The organism is Georgenia sunbinii, assembly GCF_036421875.1.
GTDB classification, from domain to species: Bacteria; Actinomycetota; Actinomycetes; order Actinomycetales; family Actinomycetaceae; genus Georgenia_B; species Georgenia_B sunbinii.
On record NZ_JAZGOL010000002.1, the window covers coordinates 322,716 to 345,801 of the forward strand.

The 23,086-nt window shown below is 71.9% G+C and carries 21 protein-coding genes; 15 read left to right on the top strand and 6 right to left on the bottom strand.

Translation table 11 applies throughout. The features are described from left to right. Positions 1–185 precede the first annotated feature (185 nt). Genes V2J52_RS05830 through V2J52_RS05840 form a run of 3 tightly spaced genes read left to right on the top strand, consistent with a single transcriptional unit; the run spans position 186 to position 3,779 of the window. Positions 186–920: an HAD family hydrolase gene (locus V2J52_RS05830; RefSeq protein ID WP_331226738.1), complete on the top strand. Its 735-nt coding sequence runs from the start codon at positions 186–188 to the stop codon at positions 918–920. Next, positions 917–3,298 (top strand): glycoside hydrolase family 65 protein, encoded by a 2,382-nt coding sequence (locus tag V2J52_RS05835; protein ID WP_331226739.1) that lies wholly within the window; start codon positions 917–919, stop codon positions 3,296–3,298. Before V2J52_RS05830 ends, V2J52_RS05835 begins: the two co-directional genes overlap by 4 nt. 4 nt (positions 3,299–3,302) lie before the next feature. After that, positions 3,303–3,779: an aminoacyl-tRNA deacylase gene (locus V2J52_RS05840; RefSeq protein ID WP_331226740.1), complete on the top strand. Its 477-nt coding sequence runs from the start codon at positions 3,303–3,305 to the stop codon at positions 3,777–3,779. A 3-nt stretch (positions 3,780–3,782) separates the two neighbouring features. Here V2J52_RS05840 and V2J52_RS05845 read toward each other — a convergent pair whose 3' ends face one another. The 4 genes from V2J52_RS05845 to V2J52_RS05860 are packed head-to-tail and all read right to left on the bottom strand — an operon-like array spanning position 3,783 to position 7,006. Next, positions 3,783–4,226 (bottom strand): pyridoxamine 5'-phosphate oxidase family protein, encoded by a 444-nt coding sequence (locus V2J52_RS05845; protein ID WP_331226741.1) that lies wholly within the window; start codon positions 4,224–4,226, stop codon positions 3,783–3,785. 60 nt (positions 4,227–4,286) lie between these two features. Next, positions 4,287–5,078: an ABC transporter ATP-binding protein gene (locus V2J52_RS05850; RefSeq protein WP_331226742.1), complete on the bottom strand. Its 792-nt coding sequence runs from the start codon at positions 5,076–5,078 to the stop codon at positions 4,287–4,289. Position 5,079: 1 nt separating this feature from the next. Further along, entirely contained in the window at positions 5,080–5,994 is a 915-nt protein-coding gene (locus tag V2J52_RS05855) for an ABC transporter permease (protein ID WP_331226743.1), read from the bottom strand. Positions 5,995–6,007: 13 nt separating this feature from the next. Continuing rightward, positions 6,008–7,006 carry an ABC transporter substrate-binding protein gene (locus V2J52_RS05860; protein WP_331226744.1) on the bottom strand — a complete coding sequence of 333 codons (999 nt, stop codon included), beginning with the start codon at positions 7,004–7,006 and terminating at the stop codon, positions 6,008–6,010. Positions 7,007–7,141: 135 nt separating this feature from the next. Between V2J52_RS05860 and V2J52_RS05865 the strand changes: the two genes are divergently transcribed. From V2J52_RS05865 to V2J52_RS05890, 6 genes are all read left to right on the top strand, one after another. Next, positions 7,142–8,152, top strand: a complete 1,011-nt coding sequence (locus tag V2J52_RS05865) for an aldo/keto reductase family protein (RefSeq protein ID WP_331226745.1) — start codon at positions 7,142–7,144, stop codon at positions 8,150–8,152. Positions 8,153–8,269: 117 nt separating this feature from the next. Further along, a complete protein-coding gene (locus tag V2J52_RS05870) occupies positions 8,270–9,988 on the top strand; it encodes a glycerol-3-phosphate dehydrogenase/oxidase (protein ID WP_331227118.1) in 1,719 nt (572 codons plus the stop codon). A 111-nt stretch (positions 9,989–10,099) separates the two neighbouring features. Then, on the top strand, positions 10,100–10,810 hold the full coding sequence (locus V2J52_RS05875) for an MIP/aquaporin family protein (protein WP_434056390.1): 711 nt from the start codon (positions 10,100–10,102) through the stop codon (positions 10,808–10,810). 50 nt (positions 10,811–10,860) lie between these two features. Further along, the gene (glpK, locus tag V2J52_RS05880) at positions 10,861–12,375 is read left to right on the top strand and encodes a glycerol kinase GlpK (protein WP_331226747.1); all 1,515 of its coding nucleotides are present in this window, start codon (positions 10,861–10,863) and stop codon (positions 12,373–12,375) included. Positions 12,376–12,401: 26 nt separating this feature from the next. Further along, positions 12,402–13,622: a formaldehyde dehydrogenase, glutathione-independent gene (gene fdhA, locus V2J52_RS05885; protein WP_331226748.1), complete on the top strand. Its 1,221-nt coding sequence runs from the start codon at positions 12,402–12,404 to the stop codon at positions 13,620–13,622. Positions 13,623–13,757: 135 nt separating this feature from the next. Next, positions 13,758–14,276 carry a DinB family protein gene (locus V2J52_RS05890; RefSeq protein WP_331226749.1) on the top strand — a complete coding sequence of 173 codons (519 nt, stop codon included), beginning with the start codon at positions 13,758–13,760 and terminating at the stop codon, positions 14,274–14,276. A 27-nt stretch (positions 14,277–14,303) separates the two neighbouring features. Here V2J52_RS05890 and V2J52_RS05895 read toward each other — a convergent pair whose 3' ends face one another. Then, positions 14,304–15,107 (bottom strand): UbiA family prenyltransferase, encoded by an 804-nt coding sequence (locus tag V2J52_RS05895; RefSeq protein WP_331226750.1) that lies wholly within the window; start codon positions 15,105–15,107, stop codon positions 14,304–14,306. A 100-nt stretch (positions 15,108–15,207) separates the two neighbouring features. Between V2J52_RS05895 and V2J52_RS05900 the strand changes: the two genes are divergently transcribed. The 5 genes from V2J52_RS05900 (at position 15,208) to V2J52_RS05920 (ending at position 18,634) form a co-directional block, all read left to right on the top strand. After that, entirely contained in the window at positions 15,208–16,278 is a 1,071-nt protein-coding gene (locus V2J52_RS05900) for a type III polyketide synthase (protein ID WP_331226751.1), read from the top strand. Continuing rightward, positions 16,278–16,796, top strand: coding sequence for an isoprenylcysteine carboxyl methyltransferase family protein (locus tag V2J52_RS05905; RefSeq protein ID WP_331226752.1), 519 nt, complete (start codon positions 16,278–16,280; stop codon positions 16,794–16,796). The genes V2J52_RS05900 and V2J52_RS05905 overlap by 1 nt, the downstream gene beginning before the upstream one ends. 13 nt (positions 16,797–16,809) lie before the next feature. Further along, a complete protein-coding gene (locus tag V2J52_RS05910) occupies positions 16,810–17,829 on the top strand; it encodes an NAD(P)/FAD-dependent oxidoreductase (RefSeq protein ID WP_491062120.1) in 1,020 nt (339 codons plus the stop codon). A gap of 75 nt (positions 17,830–17,904) precedes the next feature. Beyond that, positions 17,905–18,159, top strand: coding sequence for a hypothetical protein (locus V2J52_RS05915; protein ID WP_331226754.1), 255 nt, complete (start codon positions 17,905–17,907; stop codon positions 18,157–18,159). A gap of 40 nt (positions 18,160–18,199) precedes the next feature. After that, on the top strand, positions 18,200–18,634 hold the full coding sequence (locus tag V2J52_RS05920) for a VOC family protein (RefSeq protein ID WP_331226755.1): 435 nt from the start codon (positions 18,200–18,202) through the stop codon (positions 18,632–18,634). A 61-nt stretch (positions 18,635–18,695) separates the two neighbouring features. Here V2J52_RS05920 and V2J52_RS05925 read toward each other — a convergent pair whose 3' ends face one another. Further along, positions 18,696–20,084 (bottom strand): dihydrolipoyl dehydrogenase family protein, encoded by a 1,389-nt coding sequence (locus tag V2J52_RS05925; protein ID WP_331226756.1) that lies wholly within the window; start codon positions 20,082–20,084, stop codon positions 18,696–18,698. 210 nt (positions 20,085–20,294) lie between these two features. On the opposite strand from V2J52_RS05925, the gene V2J52_RS05930 reads away from it, so the two are divergent. Continuing rightward, on the top strand, positions 20,295–23,081 hold the full coding sequence (locus tag V2J52_RS05930) for an aconitate hydratase (RefSeq protein ID WP_331226757.1): 2,787 nt from the start codon (positions 20,295–20,297) through the stop codon (positions 23,079–23,081). Positions 23,082–23,086 lie beyond the last annotated feature (5 nt).

Here is a 23,086-nt window from a genome sequence, read left to right on the forward strand (position 1 = left end):
GCGCCCGGCGAGACCGTCGGCTCGCCCATTCCGATCATCTGGCGCTGCTGGCAGGGGCGAGCCGTGATCGCGAAGGGCGAGTCTAGCCAAGGGGCAGTGGCGCGTGGAGTGCGGCAAATGTTCGCCTGGCGGAGGATCGGTGGCACCCTGGGTACGCCTGTGCCCCTCGCGACCAAAGGAGCAACGTGCTCGGACTTCCGGACGGCATCCGTGCCTGCCTCTTCGACCTCGACGGTGTTCTCACCCAGACCGCCGCCATCCACACCCGGGCCTGGGCGCAGACCTTCGACGAGTACCTGCGGCGTCACGCGGCGCTGACCGGGCAGCCGTTCCGGCCGTTCGACGTCGCCGCGGACTATGCGACCTACGTCGACGGCAAGCCGCGGATGGACGGCGTGCGCGACTTCCTCGCCAGCCGCGGCATCACGTTGCCAGCAGGGAACCGCGACGACGACGGCGACCAGGAGACCGTCGCGGGGGTGGGCAACCGCAAGAACGAGCTGCTGCTGCGGCTCATCGCCGAGGAGGGCGTCGACGTCTTCGAAGGCTCGGCCCGCTACCTCCACGCCGCCCGGGAGGCCGGTCTCGCCTGCGCCGTCGTGTCGTCCAGCGCCAACGCGGCCCTCGTCCTCGAGGTCACCGGGCTGGACGATGACATCACCGTGCTCGTCGACGGCTCCCTCGCTCACGCGCTCGGGATGCCCGGCAAGCCGGCGCCGGACACCTTCCTCGAGGGCGCCCGGCGGCTCGGTGTGGTGCCGTCGGAGGCGGTGGTGTTCGAGGACGCGCTTGCCGGGGTCGCCGCCGGACGGGCCGGGAACTTCGGCTACGTCGTCGGCGTCGACCGCCTCGACCAGGCCGACGCGTTGAGTGCGGCCGGGGCGGACATCGTCGTCGCGGACCTGGGGGAGCTGCTGTGAGCGTCGAGCACGCGCTGCCGGTCGAGCCGTGGTGCCTGCGTGAGCGCCACCTCGACCTCGACGAGCTGCCGGTGACCGAGTCGCTGTTCGCGCTGTCCAACGGGCACCTCGGGCTGCGCGGAAACCTCGACGAGGGGGAGCCGGCCGGCCAGCGCGGCACCTACCTGTCGGGGTTCTACGAGAACCACCCGCTGCCCCACGCCGAGGGCGGCTACGGCTACCCGGAGTCCGGGCAGACCATCGTCAACGTCACCAACGGCAAGCTCATCCGGCTGCTCGTCGACGACGAGCCGTTCGACGTCCGCTACGGCGAGATGCTCTCCCACGAGCGGGTCCTCGACCTGCGCGCAGGCACGCTGCGCCGGGAGGTGGAGTGGGTCTCGCCGGCCGGCCGGCAGGTGATCGTCCGCTCGACCCGCCTGGTGTCGTTCACCCACCGGGCGATCGCGGCGATCGAGTACGAGGTCGAGCCGGTCGACGCCGAGACCCGGCTCATCGTGCAGTCCGAGCTCGTCGCGAACGACGACGCCCCGGTGGTCCGCACCGGCGACCCGCGGGTCGCGGACGCGCTCAAGGACCCGCTCGAGCCGCTCGGTCGGGACGTCGAGCAGGATGGCGCGATCCTCATGCACCGCACGCGGCGGAGCGGGCTGTCGATGGCGGCGGGGATGGACCACGTCATCGAGTGCCCCCAGCAGTACGAGGTGGAGCACGAGGCACGTGACGACTGGGCGCGCACCACGGTCGTGACGGTGCTGCAGCCCGGCGAGACGCTGCGGATCGTCAAGTACATCGGCTACGGCTGGTCCGGCACCAGGTCCGAGCACTCGCTGCGCGACCAGGTGGCCGCGGCGCTCACCAGCGCCCGGTACGCGGGCTGGGACCGGCTGCTGCTCGACCAGTCCGCCTACCTCGACGACTTTTGGGCCGGGGCCGACGTCGAGGTCGAGGGAGACCCGGTCATCCAGCAGGCAGTGCGGTTCGCGCTGTTCCAGGTGCTCCAGGCCGGCGCCCGGACCGAGCGGCGGGCGATCGGCGCCAAGGGGCTCACCGGTACCGGGTACAACGGCCACACGTTCTGGGACATCGAGGGATTCGTGCTGCCGGTGCTGGTGATGACCGCGCCCGAGGCGGCGGCCGACGCACTGCGTTGGCGGGCCTCCACCCTGCCGCTGGCCCGGGAGCGGGCCGCGACCCTCAGGCTGCAGGGCGCCGCGTTCCCGTGGCGCACCATTCACGGCGAGGAGACCTCGGCGTACTGGCCCGCCGGTACCGCCGCGTTCCACCTCAACGCCGACATCGCGCGCGCGTTCGAGTACTACCGCAACTCCACCGGGGACGAGTCCTTGGACCGGGAGTGCGGCGCCGAGGTCCTCATCGAGACCGCCCGGCTGTGGATGTCGCTCGGCCACCATGACCGCAACGGGACGTGGCGCGTCCAGGGGGTCACCGGCCCCGACGAGTACACCGCCGTCATCGACGACAACGTCTTCACGAACCTCATGGCGGCGCGGAACCTGCGCGCCGCCATCGGGGCCTGTGAGCGGCACCCGGACATCGCCGACGACCTCGGCGTGACCGACGAGGACCGGGCCGGCTGGCTCGCAGCGGCGCAGGCCGTGCACATCCCGTACGACGAGCAGCTCGGCGTCCATCCGCAGTCGGAGGGCTTCACCAGCTTCGGCGAGTGGGACTTCGACGCCGACACGGTCGCCTACCCGCTCATGCTCCACGCGCCCTACTTCCAGCTCTACCGCAAGCAGGTGATCAAGCAGGCGGATCTCGTGCTCGCCATGCACTGGTGCGGCGAGGTGTTCACCGACAAGGAGAAGGCGTGGAACTTCGACTACTACGAGCGGCGCACGGTGCGGGACTCGTCGCTGTCGGCCGGGACGCAGGCGGTCATCGCTGCTGAGGTCGGCCACCTCGACCTCTCCTACGCCTACCTCCACGAGGCCGCCCTGGTGGACCTGCGCAACCTGCAGGCCAACACCGACCAGGGGCTGCACATCGCCTCGCTCGCCGGAGCCTGGACGGCGCTCGTCGACGGCTTCGGCGGGCTGCGCGACGGCGGACCGATGCTGCGGGTGGACCCGGCGCTGCCCGAGCAGATCACCCGGCTCGCCTTCCGGCTGCGGTGGCGCGGTATGGCCGTCCTCGTCGAGACGACCCACGATGAGGTCGTCTGCTCGCTGATCGACGGCGACGAGCTGGAGCTGGAGCTGTACGGGGAGCGGGTGCGGGCCACCGCCGACGCCCCGGTGCGCCGTCCGACCCGGCGGCGCGTACCGCTGCTGCCGCAGCCGCCGCAGCCGCCCGGCCGGGCACCGAAGCCGGCCGGCGCCGGCCCGCTGTCCGTCGCCCGGAGTGCGGAGTGAGCTCATGACTGACAACGACGCGGTGAGCACCGCCGCGACCGAGGCGATGACGGCGGCCGGCCTGGCGTTCACCGCCACGCAGCACGGCCGGGTGAGCAGTCTGGCGGAGGCGGCGGCGGCTCGCGGGGTCGAACCGGCCGCGATCATCAAGACGATCGTCGTCCGGCGCGCCGACGACGACTTCCTCTTCGTGCTGGTCCCCGGCGACCGCAGCATCTCGTGGCCCAAGCTGCGGGCGCTGCTGGGGGTGAGCCGGCTGTCGATGCCGGACGCGGCCACCGCCAAGGACGTCACGGGTTACGAGCGCGGCACCATCACGCCGTTCGGGGCCACCCGGGCCTGGCCGGTCGTCGCCGACGAGCGGGTGACCGGCCGGGTGTCGATCGGGGCCGGGGCGCACGGCGTAGCAGCGACGGTCGACGCCGCCGAGCTCATCGTGGCGCTCGGCGCGCAGCGCGCTGACGTCACCGAGCCCGCCTGACGCTCAGCGGTCCGCCCGCGGTGCCACGGCGCTGGTGTCCGGTGCCGCCGGCGCGGTCGGCCCGGGCCGCACCCGGCGCCCGGTGACACCCGTCAGCGCCAGGCCCACCGGGACGGTTCGCGGCAGCGCCGGCCACACGTCGGCCACGGACAGCCCGGGGTTGACCAGTGGGTCGCCGATGAGGTGCGCCGCCCCGCTGACGGTCACCGACCAGCCCGACTGGGTCGCGGCATCGAACTCGCCGGCGCCGAAGGTCATGGGATGCCCCTCGACGATCGCCTCGAGGGTGGTGCCGTAGGACGTCCGGAACACCAGCTCCGCGGCGTGCACGACGAAGTTCACCGGCACCATGTGGACCCGGCCGGCGGTGCAGTGCGCGAGCCAGCCGACGCTGACCTCGTCGAGCAGGCGCCGGCAGGCCTCAGCACTGAGCTCCTCGATGGCCATTGACGGCTCCGATCCGGGTCGGAGCCCCATCCTCCCACCTCACCGCCCCGCGGCGCAGCGCTACTGCAGCAGCGTGCGGTCGTCGAGCTCGGCGCCCTTGACGTTCTCGAAGGCGTCGAGCAGGTCCTGGACGGTGGCGCGCTGCTTGCGCTCACCGGCGACGTCGACGACGATCCGGCCCTCGTGCATCATGACCAGCCGGGTGCCCAGTCGCAGCGCCTGCTCCATGTTGTGGGTGACCATCACGGTGGTCAGGTGGTGGCGCTCGACCGCCTCGGCGGTCAGCTTCGACACCAGGGCCGCCCGCTGCGGGTCGAGCGCCGCGGTGTGCTCGTCGAGCAGCAGGATCTTCGGCTCGCTGAACGTCGCCATGAGCAGCGACAGCGCCTGCCGCTGACCGCCGGAGAGCATGCCGACCTTGGTCTTCAGCCGCCGCTCCAGACCGAGCTCCAGCGAGGCGAGCTCCTGCTGGAAGAACTGCCGCTTGGCGCGGGTGACGCCGAGGCGCAGTCCTCGCCGCTGGCCCCGGGAGTAGGCGATGGCGAGGTTCTCCTCGATCGTCATGTCCGGTGCGGTGCCCGCCAGCGGGTCCTGGAAGACCCGGCCGACGTGCGCGGCGCGGCGGTGGTCGGGCAGGCGGGTGACGTCGTTGCCGTCGACGACCACCCTGCCGGAGCCCGGGGTGAGCGTGCCAGCGATGATGTTCAGGAGCGTGGACTTCCCCGCGCCGTTGGAGCCGATGACGGTGGTGAACTCGCCCGGCTCCAGCTGCAGCGAGATGCCGTCGAGCGCCACCCGCTCGTTCGGGGTCCCGGGGAAGAAGGTCTTGCTCACGGAGTCGATGGCGAGCACGTCACTGTCCTTCCGTCGTCGAGGACGTGGCGGCCGTGCGCCGCAGCGTGCGCAGCGCCCTGATCCGTCGGAACAGGCCCCACTTGGGCAGCAGGAGGGCGACGACGACGAGGACGGCGGAGACCAGCTTCATGTCGTTCGCCTCCAGCCAGGACACCTGGAGGGCCAGCTGGATCGCCACCCGGTAGAGGATCGAGCCGAGCACGACGGCCAGCGTGGAGATGACGATGAGCCGCGAGCCGAAGACTGCCTGACCGAGGATGACCGAGGCGAGCCCGGCGATGATGAGGCCGATCCCCATCGAGATGTCGGCGAAGCCCTGGTACTGGGCGACGAGCGCGCCGCTGAGGCCGACGAGGCCGTTGGACAGCGCGAGCCCGAGGATCTTCGTCCGGTCGGTGTTGACGCCGAAGCTGCGGATCATCGCCTCGTTGTCGCCGGTGGCCTGCAGCGCCAAGCCGGTGTCGGTGTGCAGGAACCAGTCGAGGACGAGCTTGACGAGGATCGCCAGCGCCGCGAAGATCCCGATCGCCACCGCGCCGCCGAGCAGCCCGTTGTCCCGCAGCGGCGTGATCAGCGTTTCCTCGCGCAGCAGCGGCACGTTGGCGCTGCCCATGATGCGCAGGTTGATCGAGTACAGCCCGATCTGGGTGAGGATGCCCGCGAGCAGCGGGTTGATCCCGCCCTTGGCATGGAGCAGCCCGGTGATGACTCCCGCCGCCAGCCCCGCCACTCCGGCGGCAAGCGTGGCGAGGGCCGGGTGGGTGCCTCCCGTGATGAGGACGGCGGCGGTCGCGGCGCCCGTGGTGAAGCTGCCGTCCACGGTGAGGTCGGGAAAGTTGAGGATCCGGAAGGTCAGGTAGACCCCCAGCGCCATCACGGCATAGATGAGCCCGAGCTCGACTGCTCCGATCATGAAGAGGCTCGCGTCACTCGAGGACGGTGTCGGCGCGCTCGAGCAGCTCGGCCGACAGCTCCACGCCCATGCGCTCGGCAGCGGCCGGGTTGACGATGAGCGGCCACTCGGTCAGCGTCTCGATGGGCATCTCGGCCGGGTCCGCGCCGTCCTGGAGGATGCGCACGGCCATCTCACCGGTCTGGTAGCCGAGCAGCTCGTAGTCGACGCCGTAGGTGGCGATCGCGCCACGCTCCACGGTGTCGCCGTCGGCGGAGATGAGCGGGATGGACTTGGACTCGGCGATCTGGAGCAGTGCCTCGAAGGACTGGATGACGGTGTTGTCGGTCGGCACGTAGAAGGCGTCGACGTCGAGGGAGTCGGCGGCCTGCTGCACCTCTCCCGAGTTCGTCACGGTGGCGACCTCGATCTCGACGCCGAGCCCGGCGGCGGCCTCGCGGGCGAGCTCGACCTGGACCTCGGAGTTCACCTCGCCGGCGCTGTAGACGATGCCGACGCTCTGGGCGTCGGGGGCGATCTCCGTCAGCAGCTCGAGCTGCTCCGCGACCGGGTTGAGGTCGCTGGTGCCGGTGAGGTTCGCGCCGGGCAGCTCCCAGCTGTCCACCAGACCCGCCTCGAGCGGTTCGGTGACGGCGGTGATGAGGATCGGGACGTCGGTGATCGCCTGTGCCGCGGCCTGCGCCGTCGGCGTGGCGATGGCGAGGATGAGGTCGTGGCCACCCGAGGCGAGGTCGTTGGCGATGGCGATCGCCGTCGGCTGGTCGCCCTGGGCGTTCTGCTCGTCGTACTCCACCTCGAGCCCGGCGTCCGCGAGCGCTGCCTTGAAGCCCACGAGGGAGGAGTCGAGCGAGGGGTGGGCGGCGATCTGGGTGACACCGACCGAGTAGGACTGGGCGTCGTCGCCCGAGCCGGCGTCGGCGCCGTTCTCAGGCTCGGCGTCGCCGCACGCGGCGAGGGCGAGCATCGGGACGGCAAGTGCGGCGGCGAGCGGGCGGAGCGTCGAGCGCTTCATGGGGGAGGTCCTTCCAGTCCACAGGGCTTCGCCGCAGGGTACTGCAACGACCGTCGGCCGAGATGGATGTCCCACGGGCCGGGCCCGGTTGAGCGCCGGCGGCTGCTGCCGCCGCGCTCCGACTACTGTCGGGCCATGGTGAACTACCGATTCCTTGGCAGCAGCGGACTGAAGATCAGCGAGATCGTCTACGGCAACTGGCTCACCCACGGCGCACAAGTTGAGGACGAGGCCGCGCGCAGCTGCGTGCGAGCCGCGCTGGACGCCGGGATCTCGTCGTTCGACACCGCGGACACCTATGCCAACACCCGCGCCGAGGTCGTGCTCGGCGAGGCGCTGGCGGGTGTCCCGCGGCACGAGCTGGAGATCTTCACCAAGGTGTACTGGCCCACCGGGAAGATGGGCCCCAACGACTCCGGGCTGTCCCGCAAGCACATCCTCGAGGCGATCGACGGCTCGCTGCGGCGGCTGGGCACCGACTACGTCGACCTCTACCAGGCGCACCGCTACGACGTCGAGACCCCGCTCGAGGAGACGATGCAGGCCTTCGCCGACGTCGTCCGGCAGGGCAAGGCGCTGTACATCGGTGTCTCCGAGTGGCCCGCCGACAAGCTCCGCGAGGGACAGCTGCTCGCCCGCGAGCTGGGCTTCCGGATCGTCTCCAACCAGCCGAAGTACTCGATGCTGTGGCGGGTGATCGAGGCCGAGGTGGTGCCGGCCTCGCAGGAGCTGGGGATCGGCCAGATCGTCTTCTCCCCGGTGGCGCAGGGCATCCTCACCGGCAAGTACCTGCCCGGCCAGCCGGCGCCGGCGGGGTCGCGCGCCGCCGACGACAAGGGCGGCTCGCGGATGATCGGGCACGACGTGGGCGACGACGACCTCCTCGGCCGCGTGCAGCAGCTGCGCCCGGTCGCCGATGAGCTCGGGCTGTCGATGGCGCAGCTGGCGGTGGCCTGGGTGCTGCAGAACGACAACGTCGCGGCGGCGATCATCGGCGCCTCCCGGCCGGAGCAGGTCACCCAGAACGTTGCTGCGTCCGGCGTGAGCATCCCCGCCGAGCTGCTGGCGCGGGTCGACGAGATCCTCGGGGACAAGGTCGAGCGCGACCCGGCGCGGACGAACGTGCCCGCCGGGCGGGTCAGCTGAGCGAGGAAAATTCATCGCTGTCCCATATTGCGGACATGCGGTGCGTCCACGACGATAGGTGTGCGCGGCCGGTGGTCGTGACACCTCGGACGAAGGAGCCCCGTGACAGATGCGGCCATGACGCCCGACACTCGCGCCAGGGCCCTCGCGGATCTCGGCAGGGGCGAACCGTTGGACGTCCTCGTCATCGGCGGCGGCGTCACCGGGGCAGGGATCGCGCTCGACGCCGCGACCCGCGGGCTGCACACCGGGATCGTCGAGGCCCAGGACTGGGCCTCGGGGACCTCCAGCCGGTCCAGCAAGCTCGTCCACGGTGGCCTGCGCTACCTGCAGATGCTCGACTTCCACCTCGTCCACGAGGCACTCACCGAGCGTGACCTGCTCCTCAAGCACCTCGCGCCGCACCTGGTGAGGCGGGTGGCCTTCCTTTACCCGCTCGAGCACCGCATCTGGGAGCGCGCCTACGTCGGTGCCGGGGTGGCGCTGTACGACGCGCTCGCCGGGATCGCCCCGGGCAAGCGGGCGATGCCGCTGCACCGCCACCTCACCCGCACCAAGGTGGGGCAGCTGTTCCCCGACTTCCGCCACGACGCGGCCATCGGGGCCGTCCAGTACTGGGACGCCACCGTCGACGACGCCCGCCTGGTCACCACGCTGGTGCGCACCGCCGTCGGCTACGGCGCGTTGGCGGCCAGCCGCACCCAGCTCGTCGACCTCACGAAGGACGCCAGCGGCCGTGTCGACGGCGCCGAGCTGCAGGACCTGGAGACCGGCGCCCGCCTGAGCGTCAAGGCCAGGAACGTCGTCAACGCCACCGGGGTGTGGACCGAGGAGACCGAGGCGCTGTCCGGCAGCACCGGCGGCCTGAAGGTGCTCGCCTCCAAGGGCATCCACCTCGTCGTGCCGCGGGAGCGGATCCGTGGCGACGTCGGGCTGATCCTGCAGACCGAGAAGAGCGTGCTGTTCATCATCCCGTGGTCGCGCTACTGGATCATCGGCACCACCGACACCCCCTACGAACGCGACCTGCGTCATCCGGTGGCCACCCGTGCCGACATCGAGTACGTGCTCGACCACGCCAACGAAGTGCTCCGGGAGCCGCTCACCCGCGCGGACGTCATCGGCTCCTACGCCGGCCTGCGGCCGCTGCTGCAGCCGGGCACCAAGGAGGGCACCTCGTCGGCGAAGGTCTCCCGGGAGCACACGGTGGCGTCGCCCACCCCCGGCCTGACCGTCGTCGCCGGTGGCAAGCTCACCACCTACCGGGTGATGGCCAAGGACGCCGTCGACTTCGCGCTGGGGGAGAAGGCGCGCCGGCTGCCGTCCATCACCGATCGCATCCCGCTGCTCGGCGCCGTCGGGCTGCAGGCCGTGCACCGCCGCGCGCACCGGCACGCCGCCCGCCACGGCTGGACCAAGGCGCACGTCGACCACTTGCTGCACCGCTACGGCTCGATGCTCGAGGAGCTGGTCGCGATGGTCGACGAGCAGCCCGACCTCGCCCGGCCGCTCGAGCACGCACCGGCCTACCTGCGCGTCGAGATCGCCTACGCCGCCACCCATGAGGGCGGCCTCCACCTCGAGGACGTCATGCTCCACCGCACCCGGCTGGTCTACGAGGTCGCCGACCGCGGACTGGCGGCGGTGCCCGAGATCATGGACGTCATCGCGCCGATCCTCGGCTGGGACGAGGACCGACGACGGCGCGAGACCGACTCCTACGCCGAGCGCTGCGCGGCCGAGCGAGCCGCCGAGGAAGCCGGCGACGACGCCGACGGCGAGTGCGCCCGGCAGCAGGCGGCTGACATCGCCCCGATGGCGGCGCCGCCCGACTGAGCACCCTTCGACCCCGTCGGCGCAAGGCCGCACCGGCGGGCCACCGGACGCGAAAGAGAGGACAACGTGGACTTCTCAACGATCTTCCTGCCCGAGCTGGCGGGCACCGCGATGCTGACACTGCTCGGTTGCGGCGTCGTGGCCAACGCGCTCCTGCCCAAGACGAAAGGGGTGGGCGTCGGCAGCAACTGGCTGCTCATCAACTTCGGCTGGGGCCTGGCCGTGTTCGCCGGCGTGTACGTCGCCTACAGCACCGGCGCCCACATCAATCCCGCCGTCACCGTCGGGCTGTGGGCCAGCGGCGACCCCTTCTTCGGCGGCAACGAAGAGCTCGGGCTCGGGGTCATCGAGGCCACGGCCGGCAACGCGCTGGTCTACTTCCTCGCGCAGATGATCGGTGCCGTCATCGGCGCTGCCATCATGTACCTCGCCTACAAGCAGCACTTCGACCAGGAGGCGCCGGGAGCCACCAAGCTCGCGGTCTTCTCCACCGGGCCGGAGGTCCGCAGCTACGGCTGGAACGTCGTCACCGAGGTCATCGCCACCTTCGTCCTCGTGTTCGTCATCGTCGCGTTCGGCTACACGCCCTCGGGGCTCGGGCCGCTGGCCGTGGCGCTTCTCGTCGTCGGTATCGGTGCCAGCCTCGGTGGCCCCACCGGGTACGCCATCAACCCCGCCCGTGACCTCGGCCCGCGCATCGCGCACGCGCTCCTGCCCATCCGTGGCAAGGGCTCCAGCGACTGGAGCTACGCCTGGGTACCCGTCCTCGGCCCCCTCATCGGTGGCGCGATCGGTGGTCTCGCCGGTGCCCACCTCCTGTGACCCCTCCGTCCAAGGCAACGAACCGTCCGCAGCGACGTGAAAGGAACGACATGGTTGACTACGTCCTCGCCATCGACCAAGGCACCACGAGCTCCCGGGCGATCATCTTCGACCACGGCGGCAGCGTCGTCTCCACCGGGCAGGTGGAGCACGAGCAGATCCTGCCCCGCGCGGGGTGGGTGGAGCACGACCCGGCTGAGATCTGGACCAACGTCCGGGAGGTGGTCGGCCTCGCGCTGACCCGCGGCAACCTCACCTCCCGGGACCTTGCCGCCGTCGGCATCACCAACCAGCGCGAGACGACGGTGGTGTGGGAGAAGAGCACCGGCAAGGCTGTCCACAACGCCATCGTCTGGCAGGACACCCGCACCCAGAAGATCGTCGAGGAGCTCGGCGGCAGCGAGGGTGCGGAGAAGTACAAGAGGCAGGTCGGGCTGCCGCTGGCGACCTACTTCGCCGGCCCGAAGATCAAGTGGATCCTCGACAACGTCGACGGCGCCCGGGCAAAGGCGGAGGCCGGCGAGCTGCTCTTCGGCACCACGGACACCTGGGTGCTGTGGAACATGACCGGTGGACCGAACGGCGGCGTGCACGTCACCGACGTCACCAACGCCTCGCGCACGATGCTGATGAACATTGACTCGCTCAGCTGGAACGAGGACATCGCCAAGGACATGGGGGTGCCGCTGTCCATGCTCCCGGAGATCCGCTCCTCCTCCGAGGTCTACGGCAAGGGCCGCGAGGGCGGGATGGTGCCGGGCGTGCCGATCGCCGGGATCCTCGGCGACCAGCAGGCCGCGACCTTCGGGCAGGCGGCCTTCGAGGTCGGCGCCGCGAAGAACACCTACGGCACCGGCAACTTCCTGCTGCTCAACACCGGCACCGAGCTGGTGCACAGCGAGAACGGGCTGCTGACCACGGTCGGCTACAAGATCGGCGACCAGCCGCAGGTGTACTGCCTCGAGGGTTCCATCGCCGTCACCGGCTCGCTCGTGCAGTGGCTGCGCGACAACCTCGGGCTCATCAAGGACGCCGCGGAGGTCGAAAAGCTCGCCAAGTCGGTGGAGGACAACGGCGGGGCCTACTTCGTGCCTGCGTTCTCCGGCCTGTTCGCGCCGTACTGGCGGGCCGACGCGCGCGGCGCGCTCGTGGGCCTGACCCGGTACGTCAACAAGGGGCACATCGCCCGGGCGGTGCTCGAGGCAACGGCCTACCAGTCCCGCGAGGTGGTCGACGCGATGAACGCCGACTCCGGCGTCGATCTCAAGGAGCTCAAGGTCGACGGCGGCATGGTCGCCAACGAGGCCCTCATGCAGTTCCAGGCCGACATCCTCGGCGTGGACGTCGTGCGCCCGAAGGTCGCTGAGACGACGGCGCTGGGCGCGGCCTACGCGGCGGGCATCGCGGTCGGCTTCTGGCAGGGCGAGCAGGACGTCGTCGACAACTGGGCCGAGGACAAGCGGTGGTCCCCGCAGATGGACGAGGCCGAGCGCGAGCGCCTCTTCCGCAACTGGAAGAAGGCGGTGACCAAGACCTTCGACTGGGTCGACGACGACGTCGACTGACATCCGAGCTACAAGAGGAGTTCGCCATGAGCAACAGGGCAGTGAGCTACGCCGGCGCCAACAAGGTCGAGGTCATCGACATCGACTACCCCGAGTTCGTCCTCAAGGACGGCCCGGGGGTGCATCCGGACAACATCGGACGCCGGGTGGACCACGGCGCCATCCTCAAGGTGGTCGCCACCAACATCTGCGGCTCGGACCAGCACATGGTCCGCGGCCGCACCACCGCCCCGGAGGGGCTCGTGCTCGGGCACGAGATCACCGGGGAGGTCGTCGAGGTCGGTCGCGACGTCGAGTACATCAAGGTCGGTGACCTGGTCTCGGTGCCGTTCAACATCGCCTGCGGGCGGTGCCGCAACTGCAAGGAGCGCCGGACCGGCATCTGCCTGAACGTCAATCCCGACCGTCCCGGGTCGGCCTACGGCTACGTGGACATGGGCGGCTGGGTCGGTGGCCAGGCCGAGTACGTGCTGGCGCCCTATGCCGACTGGAACCTGCTGAAGTTCCCGGACAAGGACCAGGCGATGGAGAAGATCCTGTCGCTGACCATGCTCTCGGACATCTTCCCCACCGGGTTCCACGGCGCGGTCAGTGCCGGCGTCGAGGCCGGCTCCACGGTCTACGTCGCGGGCGCCGGCCCGGTCGGTCTCGCCGCGGCGCTCGGGGCGCAGCTGCTGGGCGCCGCGGTGGTCATCGTCGGTGACCTCGTACCGGACCGGCTGGCGCAGGCGAGGAGCTTCGGCTGCGAGACGGTCGACGTCTCCAAGGAGGACCCGAAGGACAAGATCGATCAGCTGCTCGGCGTGCCGGAGGTCGACTGCGGCATCGATGCCGTCGGTTTCGAGGCCCGTGGCCACGGCGAGAACGCGCAGACCGAGCAGCCGGCCACCGTCCTCAACTCGCTGATGGACATCACCCGGGCCGGCGGCAGCCTGGGCATCCCCGGCCTGTACGTCACCGGGGACCCGGGCGCGGCGGAGGAGGCTGCGCAGCGCGGTTCGCTGTCGCTGAACTTCGGCCTCGGGTTCTCCAAGTCCCACGTGTTCGTCACCGGCCAGTGCCCGGTGATGAAGTACCACCGGGGGCTGATGAACGCGATCCTGCACGACCGGGTCGACGTCGCCTCGGCGGTCAACGCGACGCCCATCACGCTGGAGGACGCGCCGCGCGGCTACGCGGACTTCGACTCCGGGGTGGCGAAGAAGTTCGTGCTCGACCCGCACGGGCTGCTGCCGAGCCGCTCCTGAGACCGGCTGCCGGCCGGCCGACCCACCACGGCGTGGGCGGCCGGCCGGACCGGTGGCGCCGTCACGCGGACGCCGCGCGCGGCGGGCGCCGGCCGCGGGGTATACCTGTCCGTTGGAAACGAGACGGGAGGCGCCATGGCGATCGAGCCGGACACCAAGGACTGGACGTGGGTGCTGCAGCGCCCCTGCACCGAGTGCGGCACCGATGTGACGCCGTACGCGCCAAGCGCCATCCCCGCGATGATGGACGGCGCGCTGCGACGCTGGATGGCGGTCCTGCGTCGCCCCGACGCAGCGCAGCGCCCCGACGGCTCGACGTGGTCGCCGCTGGAGTACGCCGCGCACGTCTCGGACGTCTGCCGGGTGTTCACCGACCGGTTGGCGCTCCTGCTGCGCGAGCAGGACCCCACCTTCCCCGACTGGGACCAGGACGCCGCCGCCGTCGACGGTCGCTACGCCGAGCGCAGCTCGGACGAGGTCGCCGGCGAGCTGGCGCAGCGTGCGAAGAAGGTCTCTGCCGCCTTCGCCGGCGTGCCGCTCGACCAGTGGGACCGTGCCGGGCTGCGGAGCAACGGCTCGCCGTTCACGGTGCGCACCCTGGGCCAGTACTTTGCCCACGACGTGCTGCACCACCTGCACGACGTCGACGGCTGACTGGCCGCCGGCGGTCCGTCGACGCGGTCAGCCGGCGCGCAGGAGCAGTACGACGACGTTCACCAGCGCGATGACCATCGCCGCGCGGAACGCGAACCGGCCCGGCCGCCGCAGCGACCCGACCGCGAGCAGCCCGGCCCCGGCCAGCACCGCCCACGCCCACGCGGGCACTGGCGGGGGCGGGCCGAGGGTGGCGACGGTGGTGCCGGCGACGAGGACGACGACGGCGAGCACCCCGCTGCGCCGCGACCCCAGCGCGTGCGGCAGGCCCCGGACCCCGGTGGCGGCGTCGTCGTCGAGGTCGGGCAGCGCGTTGACCAGGTGCGCGCCGACGCCGAGCAACCCACCGACCGTCATCAGCCACCACGGCGGCAGGACGGCGGGGTCGAGCGCCAGCCACGCGACGGCCGGCAGCCCGGCGAAGGCGACGGCGTACGGGAGCCACGAGAGCAGCGTGGCCTTGACGCCCAGGTTGTAGGACCAGGCGGCGGCGAGCAGCACCAGGTGAGCCAGCGCGGCCGGCAGCCCCAGTGCCAGCGACAGCGCCGTGCAGCCGGCCACGGTGAGGGCGAGCGCCACGGTGACGGTCCGCCGGGTGAGCTCACCGGTGGCGAGCGGCTTGTCCGTGCGCCCCACCGCCCAGTCCCGCTCGGCGTCGACGAGGTCGTTGGACCAGCCGACCGACAGCTGACCGGTGAGGACCGCCAGCCCGACCAGCAGCACGGTCAGCGTGCCGTGCCCCGCCGCGACGGCGAGCAGCGCACCGAGCGCGGTGACGACGGCGGTCGGCGCCGGGTGCGATGCGCGGGCGAGGGCGAGGAAGGTGCGCACCCGGTGAGGCTAGCGGGCGCTCCCCGTCGCAGCGCAGGAGCAGCCAGTACCGGCAACGGCGCCGCGCGCGCCGGACGGGGCCGGACCGTACGCTCGGGTGGTGACCCAGCTGCTCGCCGTCGAGCCGGTCCTGCCGGTACACCGCTACGACCAGGCCGAGCTCACCGATGCGCTGGTGCGGATCGTCGGTGTCGAGGGGCACGACGAGCGGCTCATGCGACGCATCCACGCCGGCTGCGAGGTGGACCAGCGCTACCTCGCGCTGCCGCTGGCGAGCTACGAGCAGCTGGTGGACTTCGGCCAGACCAACGACGCCTTCATCGCGGCAGCGGTCGACCTCGGGGCGACCGCGCTCACCGCCGCCCTGGCGCGCAGCGGCATCCGGGCCGACGAGGTCGACCTCATCATCTCCACGACGATCACCGGCCTCGCCGTCCCGTCCCTCGAGGCCCGGATCGCGGCGCGGGTGGGCCTGCGGGCCGACGTCGTGCGGCTGCCGATCGTCGGGCTGGGCTGCATGGCCGGCGCGGCCGGCACCGCGCGGCTGCACGACTTCCTGCGCGGCCGCCCGGACGGCGTCGCGGCCCTCGTGTGCGTCGAGCTGTGCTCGCTGACGGTGCAGCGCGGCGACGTCTCGCCGGCGAACCTCGTCGCCAGCGGGCTGTTCGGCGACGGCGCCGGGGCGGTCGTCGCGGTCGGGGAGCAGCACCCGCGAGCCGGCCGCGACCACGACGACGTCGCGCCGCGGGTGGTCGCGTCGGCGAGCAAGCTCTACGCCGGCACCGAGGCCGTCATGGGCTGGGACGTGGGCTCCACCGGGCTGCGCATCGTGCTCGGCGCCGAGGTGCCCGACCTCGTCCGGGACAACGTCGGCCCCGACGTCGTGGCGTTCCTGGCCGGGCACGGGCTAACCGTCGCGGACGTCGGCTGGTGGGTGTGCCACCCCGGCGGGCCGAAGGTCATCGGCGCCCTCGGCGAGACGCTGGGCGTGCCGAACTCGGCGCTGGTCCTCACCACAGAGTCGCTGCGGACCGTCGGCAACCTCTCCTCCGCCTCGGTGCTGCACATCCTGCGGGCGGCCCTCGACCGGCGCCCGGCGCCCGGGTCCACCGGCGTCATGATGGCGATGGGCCCCGGCTTCAGCCTCGAGCTCGTGCTGCTGGAGGCGTGATGTCCCAGCTGCTGTTCACCGTGCTGATCGCCGGCGTCGCGCTGGAGCGGCTCGCCGAGCTGGTCGTCGCGCGACGCAACGCCCGCTGGGCGTTCGACCGCGGTGGTCGGGAGGTCGGCGCCGGGCACTACCCGGTGATGGTCGTGCTCCACACCGCGCTGCTCGCGGGCTGCCTCACAGAGGTGTGGCTGCGCGACCCGCCGTTCCTGCCGGCGCTCGGCTGGACCATGCTTGTGCTCGCGCTCGGCTCGCAGACACTGCGGTGGTGGTGCATCGCCACGCTCGGCAGCCGGTGGAACACCCGGGTGATCGTCGTCCCGGGCATGGCGCTGGTGAGTAGCGGGCCCTACCGGTGGCTGCGCCACCCGAACTACGTCGCCGTCGTCGTCGAGGGCTTCGCGCTGCCGCTCGTGCACTCCGCGTGGCTGACGGCGCTGGTGTTCACGGTGGCCAACGCCGCGCTGCTCTCGGTGCGGATCGGCACCGAGAACCGGGCGCTGGCCGCCGCCGGGGGCTGAGGTGGCCGGCGCGGTGGTGGACGTCGTCGTCGTCGGTGGTGGGCCGGCCGGGCTGGCGACCGCGCTGCACGCGGTGCGCGCGGGGCTGACGGTGCGGGTCCTCGAGCAGCGGGTCGACGTCGTGGACAAGGCCTGCGGCGAGGGCGTGATGCCCGCCGGTGTCGCGCACCTCGCGGCCCTCGGCGTGCACCCCGAGGGGCGAGAGATCCGCGGCATCCGCTACTGCGCGGGCGAGCGCCACGCCGAGACCCGGTTCCGCGCCGGTCCCGGGCGGGGCGTGCGGCGCACCGAGCTGCACCGGGCGCTGCGGCAGGCAGTGCGCGACGCGGGCGTGGTGATCGAGCGGTCCCGGGTGCGCGAGGTGCTGCCGCAGCCCGGCGGCGTGATCGTCGACGGCGTCGCGGCAGGGCACGTCGTCGTCGCCGACGGCCTGCACTCCCCGCTGCGCCACGCGCTCGGCCTCGACCGGCCGGTGCGCGGCCCGGTCCGGTTCGGGCTGCGCCGGCACGCGCGACTCGCGCCGTGGACCGACCTCGTTGAGGTGCACTGGGCGGCCGGCGGGGAGGCCTACGTGACGCCGGTCGGTGACGAGGAGGTCGGCATCGCCATCCTCACCAGCCGCCGGGCACCGTACGAGGAGCACCTCGCGCAGTTCCCGGAGCTGCGCGAGCGGCTGGCGGGAGCCGGCTGGACCACCGCGGTGCGCGGCGCCGGCCCGCTGCGGCAGGCCTCGCGCCGCCGGGTGCAGGGCCGGGCGCTGCTCGTCGGCGACGCCGGCGGGTACGTCGACGCCCTCACCGGGGAGGGCATCAGCCTGGCGCTGGCGCAGGCCCGCGCTGCGGTGGCCGCGATCGCCGCGGGCGACCTCGACCGCTACGAGCGCGACTGGCGCCAGGTCGTGCGCCGCCACCGGTGGCTCACCGGCGCGCTCGTCGCCACCGCGGCCTCACCGGCACGGCGCCTGATCGTCCCTGCCGCCGGGGCGCTGCCGCCGGTGTTCGCCGCCGCCGTCAACGCGCTCGGCCGGGTGTGAGCGCAGAGGACCTGGCCGCCAGGGTGCGGCCGCCGAACCCTGGCGGAACGGGCGGCCGAGGAGGATCATGGCGGCATGGGACAGGTTGTCGCGCTGCCCGCGCGGGGCGAGGTCTTCGCCGATGCCCGTGGCGAGGGCCGAGCTGTCCGCGTGTCCTGGCACCACGACAACGGGGTCGCCGTCCTCTCGCTGTGGCGGGGCGCGGTGTGCACCGGCACCCTCCAGGTGGCCGCCGCCGACGTCCCCGCGCTGGTCGCGAGCCTCACCACCGGCCTGGCCGAGGGCTACCGCCGGGACAGCGCCGTCCAGGCTCAGCGCGCGACCTCATGACACCATCCCCTGCCCTCACCGCCCCGACCCTGGAGATGCCGTGGCCCAGACCGTCCAGGTGACCTTCGACGCCCACGACCCACGTGCCCTCGCCGGGTTCTGGGCGGAAGTCCTGGGCTACGCCGACGACCCGCCGCCGCCCGGCTTTGACAGCTGGGAGGCGACGCTCGACGCCTGGGGGATCCCGCCGGAGCGGCGCAACGACCGCTGGGCGGTGAGCGACCCGGACGGCGCCGGCCCTCGGCTGTTCTTCCAGCGCGTGCCGGAGGGCAAGACCGCGAAGAACCGGGTTCACCTCGACGTGCGCACCGCCCCCGGCCGCACCGGCCCGGAACGGATGGCCGCGCTCGACGCCCGCGCGACTGAGCTCATCGCGCTCGGCGCCACGGTGCTCACGAGGATCGAGCCCGATGTGATCGACGCCGGGCACGTGGTCATGCAGGACCCCGAGGGCAACGAGTTCTGCCTCGACTGAGGTGCTCGCCCTCGTGACCTGGCGGATCCGGCGTCGCGATGACCGGGGAGCGGCCGGGCAGTCAGCCGTCGAGGGTGTCGAGGAGCAGGTTGAGACCCTCGCTCATGGTGGGGTGGGCAATGACCGCATCGCGGACCTGCTGGTAGCGCAGCCCGCCGAGCATGGCCATCTGGACAGCGGTCATCACCTCGCCCGAGTCGTGGCCGAGCAGCGCGACGCCGAGGAAGAGGTCGGTGTCGGCGTCGATGACGGCCTTCCAGCTGCCGGTGGTGTCGTGGCGGGTCTTGGCGCGGGGGATCGCCGCGAGGTCGAGCCGCGCCACCCTCACCCGGTGGCCCTTGGCTCGGGCCTCGGTCTCGCTCAGCCCGACCCGCGCGAGCTCCGGCGTCGTGAAGACGACGTACGGGACCAGACGGCCGGTCGTGACCGTGTCCGCGCCGGTGAGGTTCGCCCGGATGACCCGGAAGTCGTGCCACGAGGCATGGGTGAACTGCGGACTGCCGGCGACGTCCCCGGCGGCCCACACGTGCTCGGCGGTGGTTCGCAGGTGGTCGTCGACGACGACGCCGCCGCGGTCGTCCACGTCGACACCAGCCGCCGGGAGATCGAGATCGGCCGTCACGGGCGTCCGGCCAGTGGCGATCAGCAGGTCCGCACCACGGACCTCGGTGCCGTCCCCCAGGGTCACGACGACGTCGCCGCCGGGCTCCCGGCGCACCGCCGCGGCCCGCGACCCGAGCCGCACGTCCACCCCCTGCGCGGTGAGGTGCGCGGCGACGTCCGCCGCGACGTCGGCGTCCTCACGTGCCAGGAGCTGGTCACCACCCTGGAGCAGCGTGACCCGCGAGCCGAAGGTGGCGAACATCGAGGCGAGCTCGCAGCCGACGTACCCGCCCCCGAGGACGAGCAAGGACTCCGGCAAGCGTTCGAGGTGGAGGATGCTCTCGGTGTCCCACACCCCTGCCTCGGTGATGCCGGGCAGGTCCGGCCACGCGGGCGTGGTGCCGGTGTTGACGAGGACGTCACGGCCGCGGACATGACGGGTCGCGCCGTCGCCGGTCGTGATCGACACGGTGCGCTCGCCGACGAAGCGGGCGGTGCCGAGGACGAAGTCCATCCCCGAGGCCGGGAACATCTCGGCGTGCGCCTGCACCATCCCGCCGACGACGCCCTCCTTGTGGGCGCGCAGCAGGTCGAGGTCGACCGTCGGCTCGCCGTCGACGGCGACCCCGAACCGGGCGGCGGCGCGGGCGGTGAGCAGCGTGCGGGCGGACTCGACGAGTGACTTGGTGGGGATGCACGCGACATTGATGCAGGTGCCGCCGATCTTGTCGCGCTCGACCATGACCACCGACCACCCGGCCTTCGCCCGGTCCATCGCCAGCGACTTGCCGGCCTTGCCGCCGCCAACCACCAGCAGGTCCACGTCCTCGATGTCGTGCTCGCTCATCGGTCTCTCCTCGCTGCTCGACAGGTGCTCGTCGCAGAGCCGCACGACGCCCCGGTCCCATCTACTCACGCCGGTCCCAGCTTCGCTCGCGACGTACGCTGCCGGGCGCCGCGAACCGGGGTACGGTGAAAACGTACGGTGTGCCGAGCGTCACGCGGCCGCTGCCGGTTCATGTGACGGCTCCCCGGGCATCGGCGATGAGGAGGAGCCATGACCATGGACAGCTTCGGTGCGCGCGACCGGCTCGACGTCGGCGGCAGCAGCTATGACATCTTCCGGCTCGACCGGGTCGAGGGCTCGGCGCGGTTGCCGTTCAGCCTGAAGATCCTGCTGGAGAACCTGCTGCGGAACGAGGACGGCCGGCTCGTCACTGCCGAGCAGGTCCGTGCGATGGCCGCGTGGGACCCGGCGGCGACGCAGGGCCCCGAGATCCAGTTCACCCCGGCCAGGGTGCTCATGCAGGACTTCACCGGCGTGCCGTGCATCGTCGACCTCGTCGCGATGCGTGACGCGATGACTGCCGCTGGCGGCGACCCGGCGAGGGTCAACCCGCTCATCCCGACCGACCTCGTCATCGACCACTCGGTCATCGCCGACGTCTTCGGCCGCGCCGACGCGTTCCAGGTGAACACCGAGCTCGAGTTCGAGCGCAACCAGGAGCGCTACGAGCTGCTCCGCTGGGGTCAGCACGCCTTCGACGACTTCCAGGTGGTCCCGCCCGGCACCGGGATCTGCCACCAGGTCAACCTCGAGCACCTCGCCAGCGTCGTCTTCACCCGCGACGGTGAGCAGCGCCCGCTCGCCTACCCCGACACGGTCGTCGGCACCGACTCCCACACCCCGATGATCAACGGGCTCGGCGTGCTCGGCTGGGGCGTCGGCGGCATCGAGGCGGAGGCCGCGATGCTGGGCCAGCCGATGAGCATGCTCATCCCGCAGGTCGTGGGCCTCAAGCTCACCGGCGAGCTGCCCGAGGGCACCACCGCCACCGACCTCGTCCTCACCGTGGCTGAGCTGCTGCGCCGTACTCGCGTCGTGGGGAAGTTCGTCGACTTCTTCGGTCCCGGTGTCGCGAGCGTGCCGCTCGCCACCCGCGCGACGCTGGGGAACATGAGCCCGGAGTATGGCTCCACGGTGAGCATCTTCCCGGTCGACGACGAGACGCTGACCTACCTGCGGCTCACCGGCCGCAGCGAGCACCAGATCGCCCTCGTCGAGGCCTATGCCAAGGAGCAGGGCCTGTGGCACGACCCGGACCACGCCCCCGACTACTCGCAGGTGGTCGAGCTCGACCTCGGGTCCGTCGAGCCGTCGATCGCCGGGCCCAAGCGTCCGCAGGACCGCATCCCGCTCAAGGCCGCGCAGTGGGCGGTCCGCGGCCTGCTCGCCGGCCGCTCCCACGAGGAGGCCGTGCAGGGCGGGCTCGACGACGCCTCGGCCGACTCCTTCCCGGCCAGCGACCCGATCGCCATCAGCTTGCGGGTCGCCCGGGACGAACCGCCGCACCAGGGTGGCTACGCCCGGCCCGCCGAGTGGCCGTCCGACCCGGTCGACATCACCATCGGGGACGCGACGACGCAGCTCGACCACGGCGACGTCGTCATCGCAGCGATCACCTCGTGCACGAACACCTCGAACCCGTCGGTGATGATCGGCGCCGGGCTGCTCGCCAAGAAGGCGGTCGAGCGCGGGCTGGGATCCCGGCCGTGGGTCAAGACGTCGCTGGCGCCCGGCTCCCGGGTGGTCACCGACTATTTCGACAAGGCCGGCCTGACGCCGTACCTCGACCAGCTCGGGTTCAACCTCGTGGGCTACGGCTGCACGACGTGCATCGGCAACTCCGGACCGCTCATCCCCGAGGTCAGCGAGGCCGTCACTGGCAATGATCTGTCGGTGGCCGCGGTGCTCTCCGGGAACCGGAACTTCGAGGGCCGGATCCACGGCGAGACCAAGATGAACTTCCTGACCTCCCCGCCGCTCGTCATCGCCTACGCGCTCGCGGGCAGCACGCAGACCGACCTGCTCACCGAACCTCTCGGGCAGGGCAACGACGGTCAGGACGTCTACCTACGCGACATCTGGCCGACGACGGCGGAGATCAAGGACGCCGTCGACGCCACCGTCGAGGCGCAGATGTTCACCGAGGGCTACGCCGACGTCCTCACCGGGGACGACAACTGGCAGGGCATGGAGCTGTCGGACACCCTCACCTTCGACTGGGACGAGGCCTCCACCTACGTGCGCCGCCCCCCGTACTTCGACGACATGCCCGTCGAGCCCGAGCCGCTGCGTGACGTCGCCGGTGCCCGGGTGCTCGCCTACCTCGGTGACTCGGTCACTACCGACCACATCTCCCCGGCCGGCGCGATCCGCAAGGACTCCCCGGCCGGTCAGTACCTCACCGAGCACGGCGTGAGGGTCAAGGACTTCAACTCCTACGGTTCGCGCCGCGGCAACCACGAGGTGATGATCCGCGGCACGTTCGCCAACGTGCGGCTGCGGAACAAGCTCGTGCCCGACGTCGAGGGCGGCTTCACCCGCCACCTGCCGGACGGCGAGCCGGAGAGCATCTTCGACGCCGCGCAGAAGTACGCGGCGGACGCCACGCCGCTCGTGGTGGTCGCGGGCGCCGAGTACGGCTCAGGATCCTCCCGGGACTGGGCCGCCAAGGGCACCATGCTGCTCGGCGTCAAGGCGGTGCTGGCGACGTCCTACGAGCGGATCCACCGCTCCAACCTCATCGGGATGGGTGTGCTGCCGCTGCAGTTCGCCGAGGGGGAGGACGCCGAGTCGCTCGGCCTCACCGGCGAGGAGACCTTCTCGATCCTCGGCCTCGAGGGCACGGACGAGATCCCGCGGGAGGTCACCGTGCGGATCGAGTCGGACGGCGAGAGCCGTGAGTTGACGATGCGGGTGCGGATCGACACCCCGGTGGAGGCCGCCCACTACCGTCACGGCGGCATCCTGCCCTACGTGCTTCGCCAGATGCTCGGCTAAGAAGC